Below are 7,123 nucleotides of genomic sequence, written 5' to 3' on the forward strand. Positions count from 1 at the left end.
TTATCAAGCCCTGACCCGGGCGACTCGCCCGGGTCTGGGACCTTTTGACGTCTAGTGTCCGCCCACCACCATACTGCTGAACGGCGCCACATAAGCCTGCAACGTCACCAACCCACCGACCAAGATCGCCAGCACAATCGAGTGGAAGAACACATATCGCAGAATCTCCCCTTCATGCCCGTACCAGCGAGTCGCCGTGGACGCGACCACGATCGACTGGGCGTCGACCATTTTGCCCATGACCCCACCGGAACTGTTGGCTGCGGCCATCAGCACCGGGCTGATGCCCAGTTGCTCGGCGGTCACTCGTTGCAAGCCGCCGAACAGCACGTTGGAGGCGGTGTCGGAGCCGGTCAACGCCACGCCGAGCCAGCCCAGGAGGGTGCCGAACATGGGGTAGAAGATGCCGGTCGCGGCGAAGGCCAGGCCCATGGTGGCGTCGAGGCCCGAGTAGCGCGTGAGGAAACCGAGCGCAAGCATGGCCACGATGGTGATGAGTGAGTAACGCACCACCCACAGCGTTCGCAGGTATTGGCGGGCCAGTTGCGGGATGGAATAGCCCATCAGCAGGCCGCCGACGATGGCCGCCAGGAGGATGCCGCTGCCGGTGCTGGTGAACCAGGTGAATTTGTAGACCGCTTCCTCGGTTTTTGCCGCGGGCACCACGGGCGGCACCTTTTCGATTTGCTGATGAATGGTGGTGAAGGTCACGATCGGGGCGAAGATCGGGTTGGCTTCGCGCACCGGTTTGCCCTGAGGGTCGAGCTTGGCCGAATTGGTGGCCGGATCGATTGCCGGGCGGGTATCGAACATGTTCTTGAAGCCCTGGGTGCCCCAGGCGAACACAAACACGGTGAGGATGATCCACGGCATCCAGGCGCGCATCACCGCCGGTTTGGCATCACTGGCGAAGGTCCCGCTGGCCTCGGGTTTTTGCTGATGCTCCTCGTCGATCTTCGAGTTGTCGACATGCCCAGTCAAGGCCGCCGAGGTGTGGATCGTGGCCGGTTTCCAGACCTTGAGGAAACCGGTCAGGCACGCCATGGAGATCAGCGCGGCGATCACGTCCACCAGCATCGGCCCGTGGTAGTTGGACACCAGAAACTGCGGCACGGCGAAACTGACCCCGGCTACCAGAATGGCCGGCCAGATTTCCAGCATTTTGCGCCAGCCGGCAAAGGCCCAGATCAACCAGAACGGCACGAGCACCGAGAAGAACGGCAACTGCCGGCCGACCATCATCGACAGCTCCATTTCATCCAGGCCGGTGACCTTGGCCAAGGTGATGATGGGCGTGCCCAGTGCACCAAACGCCACGGGCGCGGTGTTGGCGATCAGCGCCAGGCCTGAGGCGGCCAGCGGCGAGAAGCCCAAGCCGATCAGAATCGCCCCGGTCACCGCCACCGGCGTGCCGAACCCGGCAGCCCCTTCAAAGAAGGCGCCGAAGCAGAAGGCGATCAGCAGCAGTTGCAGGCGTCGATCGTCGGTGATGCGCGCAAGGGAATCCTGCAGCACTTTGAACGAACCGTTTTCGGTGGTCAGCCGGTGCAGGAAGATGATGTTGAGGACAATCCAGCCAATCGGCAGCAGGCCGTTGGCGGCGCCGTAGAGTGCCGCCGAGCCGGCCATGTCCGCGGGCATGCCGAAGGCAAAAATGGCAATCAACAGCGCCGAGCCAAGGGCCAGCAAGGCTGCCAGATGCGCCTTGATATGGAAAAACGCCAGGGATGCCAGCATCACCACCACCGGCACCGCCGCCATGATGGTTGAAAGCACCGGGTTACCAAAGGGATCGTAGATTTGCTGCCAGACCATGTTCCACCTCTGCTTTTTATTGTTGGTAGTGCAGGCCCCGGACGGGGTTGGTGGCATGGAGTATAGGTGGCATTACGCCGCTGTCCTGTGAGGTTTGTCGGCGTTAATACCTTGTATCAGTGGCCAGTCCTGACCCGGCCGATCTTCTACTACGCTCAGAAAGAATGACGGCGCGAGCCCCGAATCAGGGCTTTCGCGTCCAATGCTCTGGCCCGATCCATTCACCACGAGAGGGAGACAGCGATGACTGAACGCCATGAGGAACACAAGGAAACGCTATCCAACGGATGCAGGATCGACGTGAAAGCCGAGATATTGAGGGACGGCTCCCTGAAGATGTTCATCGGTGTTTACCGGCCGGATGGCTCGGTCATAAAAGAGGACAATGACCCGCGTCCGCATCTGTTGGACATGGAGGACGCTTTGGCCTGGGCAGTTGAAAAAGCCAAAGACATCGGTAACCGCCAGCACACGTTGTAAGAGCGGTGAACCACCGCTCTGACCATCGCCTTTATTGCGTACCAAACATGGCTGTCCAGTAAATCCCGGCGTCACTCTTTGGATCAACCGCATAGGCCGCGCCCAGTTCGCGGAACTGTGGGTTCATCAGATTGGCGCAATGCCCGGGGCTGGCCAGCCAGCCATCGACGACCTTGCGCGGGGTGTCTTGCCCGGCAGCGATGTTCTCGCCGATTTCCTGATAGGTGTATCCCGCCAGTTCAGCGCGATCCCCCGGTGTGCGACCGTCCTGGTCCTTGTGGTCGAAGAAATTGTTATTCGCCATGGCCCGGGTATGCGCTTCGGCCGCGGCCGCCAACGTCGCATTCCAGGCCAGCGGCGTGGTCGCGGCAAACGGTTGGCCGCCGCATTGGCGCGGTTGGGCGCGGGCGGTATTGAGCAAGCCCAGCAACTTCTGGCCCTCAGCCGCGGCGTCACCCATGCGCGCGGTCAATTGCGGTCGCGCGAGCACAATGCGCCAGTCGCGACCCTGGTGGCTGACACCGACGTCGATGAATTGCGGGTTCAGCACGACCTGGCAGAAGCTCTCCTTGATCGCCGTCATGGCGGACTGTGCATCACGCGGTCCGGACAACATAATCGCTTGCACGTTGGTCATCGGGTACGACGCTTGAGCCATGGCCTGCTGCAAGTCGACAGCTCCGCTGGGTGACAGGTTCAGGCGCGAATCGCTCGTCAGCGGCGGCAACACCGATGACGCCTGACCGGCGCAACGCTGTACCTGGCTGCGGTAAACGTTGATCGACTCGACCAATTGCGTTTCTTCGCTGGCCACAGCAGTGGCGGCGAACACCAACCCCAGTGGCAACACGGCAAAACGCAGAGCGGATGACAGGACGCGCATGGAAATCTCCCTTGAATTGACTGCGCCCATCATGCGCGATTCCACCCCATGCCGCGCAATGCCTTTTTGCGCTTTGTTGTCCGGCGGTTGACATGATTTGGCTACTACACTGAAGCCAAGTCGCCAAACGGGCGCTTCCCTCGACGCCAAACAGAGTGTCTCCATCATGTCCTTCAAATGGTCCGTTGCGTTTCTCGTGGTTACCCTTGTCGCAGGCCAGGTTATTGCCGACGACCAGCAGCAAAAAAAAGAAGTGGCTGAAGACAAGGCTCAGGTGCTTGAGCAAAAAGCCGCGGACAAGAGCGCCGATGTACCGGTGCCTAAATCCGAGGCGATCACCCAATCCGAAGTCCAGGCCGTCGATCCCGCCGGCAAGTCTCCGCTGGACGATGCAATAACCTGCATGGCCCGCTCCATCTACTGGGAGGCCAAAGGCAAGGACACCGACGACATGGCCGCCGTCGCCAACGTGGTCATGAACCGCCTCGGCCACGCTGGTTTCCCCGACACCGTGTGCGCGGTGGTCAAGCAAGGTTCAGAGACCAAGAGCTGCCAGTTTTCGTGGTGGTGTGACGGGCGCCCGGACACCGTCCAGGAAGAGACGCAATATGCCCTGGCCAAGGAAATCGCGCGCAAGGCGCTGAACAAGCAGCTCCCGGATCGCACCGGTGGCGCGATGTATTTTCATGACCGCACGGTGAAACCGGACTGGGCCAAGGAGTACATCAAAACCGCTGAAATCGGGATGTTCCGGTTTTATAAACCGCATAATGGTTCGGCGAAGTAGGGGGCACTAACCACGTCGAATATCGCCTTGCGAAGGAGTGACGCAGCTTTCTCAGAAGAGGTAGAGAAGGGTTGCAATGACCACAACGACCCCTAACCCCATAACGAGTATTTTTAATGATGACGTGCCGGACACCGGTTGCGCACCCCCATCAGCCCCCGAAGTGCCTTCACTGAGCATCTCGATTGAGGCAGGGCTAATAAGGCTGGGTGACCGGTGATTGGAAACATGAGGATTGCTCATTCGCAGGCTGTAGCCTTTGTCGACCCAGAGAGGCAGTTCATCCGGGTTTGCGACACGGATATAGTCCTTCTCGAATCGAGTCATGCTGACCACGTAATGTCCATCCTCATGCCTGTGTGGCCGTAAAACGGTTCCAATCGCATTGCCCCTCTTAACAACGGCTTGAAGTTTTATCATTGGATTTTGCTCCATGACTTCTGGCTAGAACTTCGCGTAATTCAACGCATCGATAAGGGCCGAACCGCCAATGCCGGTCATACGGTGTTTGCCAGACCTGAAAGATGTGGCGACCCGACTTGCCCGATGGGGCGATCATGGGCACAGAAAAAAGGCACCTTCATCGCTTGATGAAGGTGCCTTTTGCATAGGCGTCGGTTTTTACAACTCCTGCCCCAGAAAGATCAACGTATTGCCATGGGCCTCAGCCGCTGCACGCTGGTTGTAACTGTCGCGATGCGAGCAGTTGAAGCCATGCTCGGCCTCCGGGTACACGACGATTTCCACATTGTCGTTGTTGTCGAAACGCTCGGCGATTTTCTCCACCGCTTCCAGGGGAATGTGGCTGTCCTGTTCACCGAAGTGCATCAGCAACGGCACCTCGATTTCATCGGCGCGGTCCAGGTGGTTCTGGATGCCGCCACCGTAGTAGGCGATGGCCACATCCACCAGGCCGTTAGTGGCGGTGAGGTAGGACAGCAAGCCGCCGAAGCAATAACCGATGGAAGCGATGCCGCCGTCCAGGCCTGGTTGCGCATCGAGCGCTTCGATGGCCAGTTTGATGTCGTCCTGCGCCTTATCGATGTCGGTGGCGTTCATCAGCTCGACGGCGCGTTTCCAGCCCGCTTCGTCGTAACCCAGTTCGATACGGTGGCCGTTGCGCCAGAACAGGTCCGGCGCAATCACCAGGTAACCATCGGCGGCGTATTGCTCCGCCACCGAGCGGATGTGTTCATTCACGCCGAAGATCTCCTGGATCAGCACGATCCCCGGACCTTTGCGAGTATGCGGAATCGCCAGGTAAGCGCCGAAGGTGCCTTCGTCGCTGTCGATCTCGATCCATTGGGTGGTTACGCTCATGGTGGCTCCTGTCTACGCAAGTGAGTGAGGTTGAGGCTTATTTCGGCTGCGTGGCCTTGTAGCTTGGCAGAGACTGCATACGTTTCCACCATCCGTCGAAACCGTCCACCGAAAACACCTGTGGCGCATCCGGCGTCATCGCGATGTAGGCGCAGCCCGGTGCGAGGTAAAAGTCACCGATACTGGGTTCAAGACCGGCGATATATGGATCGGTGCCTTTTATTTTCATCAGCTCGCGCAACACCCGTTTCGAATGTTCGATCCCTTTGCGGCGCGCCTCTTCATTCTGACCGCCAATGAAGTCAGGAAAAAGATGGTAGCCGAACACTTGCACCAGGTTGCCATAGCCATAGGCATCGTAGATGCCTTGGGCCATGTGAGTGCGAGCGCGGTCGTGGGCGTTATCCGGTGTGATGGACGGCCCGGGCAGGACTTCGTCCAGGTAGGCGATGATCGCGCCGGTTTCGATGACCCGGAAGCCGTCATGGTCGATGACGGGCACCTTGCCGAAAGGGTGCCGCACCAAATGTTCCGGCAGATGCGGCTCGCCTTTGATCACATTGACCTGCACCTGGTCGAAGTCCGCGTCTTTTTCCGCAAGCAGCATTTTCACTGTGCGCACATAGGTACTGCCGTCAAAACCGTAGAGAGTGAGGCTCATGGCGATTGCTCCGTTTTCAAGGGAGTGGAGGACGCGCCCGAGCCTCTGGTCGGTCAACGGTTATGGCGACGCCAGAAGAATCGAGCCAACAGTGCATCCAGGCTGAGCTTGCCGGCACCCGAGAGCAACAACGGCATCATGGCGGCGAGGTAGATCAGCGGCAGCTTGAAGTTGCCGTGACCCTTGTTGCTGATGGCGTAACCCTGGGCAAGCTCACTCAATGTAGACCAATCGGCCGGCCAGTGAACGGCAGCGGTCGCGACAATCGTGACGACGATCAGAATGATGGCCGACACCCGCGTTCCGAAGCCGACCAGGATGGCCAGGGCGCAAATCAGCTCCGCCCACATCGACAGTTCCCAGTTCAGCGTGGCCGGCACGTGGTTAAACGGAAACGGGAAGGCGTCCTGGATGTCGGCGAACCAGTTCTCGCCGTTCCATTTTTCCAGGCCCGACTCGAAGAATTCCCAGGCAATGAACAGCCGCAGCGTCAAAGGCGCGAGCCAGCTGCCGGCACGATCAAGGTTTAGGTGCAGGCCTTTCACGGCCGATGAAAGTGAGGTGGTCATGAGCGTGATCTCCGTTCAGTCAGGAAGGCGGGGCAGCGGTTGCCCCGCGAAACAGGGTTATTCGCCGGCGCCGCACTTGCCTTCGCCACATTTGCCTTCAGCCGGTTTTTCCGCGGTATCGGCCTGGGCTTGGCTGTAGCCGTGGGCCAGTTGTTTCATGCTGAACGCTTCGGATTCGGAGGCCGAAGCCGCGTTGGACAGGGCCAGGCCACCGGCGATGATCAGGCCGAGGGTCAGGGAAGAAGTCGAGAGCTTGAACATGGTGATACTCCGTAGCGTTGAGTGAGTTGAGCGCTTTGATCGGCTTGGCCAATCGACACGCACAGTTCATCAAGCGGGTGTATCTGCGATGTGTCTTTGGTGCGGGGTTTTATGGATGGGGTGTGTCGCAAGGGCGTCTGTACACACTCCGATACACGGCCCCGACACCTTGAGCCTGTGCAACCCCCCTGTGGGAGCGAGCCTGCTCGCGATAGCTGCCTGTCAGTCACCATCAATGTCGACTGACAGGCAGCTATCGCGAGCAGGCTCGCTTGTATGTTTAGACTTGAAGGGGTGGGTGGGACTAAAGCTCGTCATCTGACTCTAACCAGTACAGACCGTGGGAG

The 7,123-nt window shown here is 59.4% G+C and carries 9 protein-coding genes; 2 read left to right on the plus strand and 7 right to left on the minus strand.

Features of this window, described 5'->3' with window-relative positions:
* Positions 1–51 precede the first annotated feature (51 nt).
* The gene (locus FBY01_RS21905) at positions 52–1,815 is read right to left on the minus strand and encodes an L-lactate permease (protein ID WP_010459532.1); all 1,764 of its coding nucleotides are present in this window, start codon (positions 1,813–1,815) and stop codon (positions 52–54) included.
* A gap of 243 nt (positions 1,816–2,058) precedes the next feature.
* Here FBY01_RS21905 and FBY01_RS21910 point away from each other — a divergent pair, with 243 nt between their 5' ends.
* Positions 2,059–2,295: a hypothetical protein gene (locus FBY01_RS21910; protein ID WP_010459533.1), complete on the plus strand. Its 237-nt coding sequence runs from the start codon at positions 2,059–2,061 to the stop codon at positions 2,293–2,295.
* Positions 2,296–2,326: 31 nt separating this feature from the next.
* On the opposite strand, the gene FBY01_RS21915 is transcribed toward FBY01_RS21910, so the two are convergent.
* Positions 2,327–3,178, minus strand: a complete 852-nt coding sequence (locus tag FBY01_RS21915) for a CAP domain-containing protein (RefSeq protein WP_010459535.1) — start codon at positions 3,176–3,178, stop codon at positions 2,327–2,329.
* Between the two features lie 166 nt (positions 3,179–3,344).
* Between FBY01_RS21915 and FBY01_RS21920 the strand changes: the two genes are divergently transcribed.
* On the plus strand, positions 3,345–3,965 hold the full coding sequence (locus FBY01_RS21920; RefSeq protein ID WP_145309332.1) for a cell wall hydrolase: 621 nt from the start codon (positions 3,345–3,347) through the stop codon (positions 3,963–3,965).
* A gap of 51 nt (positions 3,966–4,016) precedes the next feature.
* Here FBY01_RS21920 and FBY01_RS21925 read toward each other — a convergent pair whose 3' ends face one another.
* The 5 genes from FBY01_RS21925 to FBY01_RS21945 all read right to left on the minus strand — a co-directional run bounded on the left by FBY01_RS21925 (position 4,017) and on the right by FBY01_RS21945 (position 6,776).
* A complete protein-coding gene (locus tag FBY01_RS21925; protein WP_145309330.1) occupies positions 4,017–4,385 on the minus strand; it encodes a hypothetical protein in 369 nt (122 codons plus the stop codon).
* Between the two features lie 201 nt (positions 4,386–4,586).
* A complete protein-coding gene (locus tag FBY01_RS21930; RefSeq protein ID WP_010459541.1) occupies positions 4,587–5,285 on the minus strand; it encodes a dienelactone hydrolase family protein in 699 nt (232 codons plus the stop codon).
* Between the two features lie 37 nt (positions 5,286–5,322).
* Positions 5,323–5,946: a glutathione S-transferase family protein gene (locus tag FBY01_RS21935; protein WP_010459543.1), complete on the minus strand. Its 624-nt coding sequence runs from the start codon at positions 5,944–5,946 to the stop codon at positions 5,323–5,325.
* A 53-nt stretch (positions 5,947–5,999) separates the two neighbouring features.
* Entirely contained in the window at positions 6,000–6,515 is a 516-nt protein-coding gene (locus FBY01_RS21940) for a DoxX family protein (protein WP_102595340.1), read from the minus strand.
* A gap of 57 nt (positions 6,516–6,572) precedes the next feature.
* On the minus strand, positions 6,573–6,776 hold the full coding sequence (locus tag FBY01_RS21945) for a hypothetical protein (protein ID WP_077750139.1): 204 nt from the start codon (positions 6,774–6,776) through the stop codon (positions 6,573–6,575).
* Positions 6,777–7,123: the final 347 nt, after the last annotated feature.

It is taken from the genome of Pseudomonas sp. SJZ077 (genome assembly GCF_007993905.1).
In the GTDB taxonomy this organism is placed as follows: Bacteria; Pseudomonadota; Gammaproteobacteria; order Pseudomonadales; family Pseudomonadaceae; genus Aquipseudomonas; species Aquipseudomonas mandelii.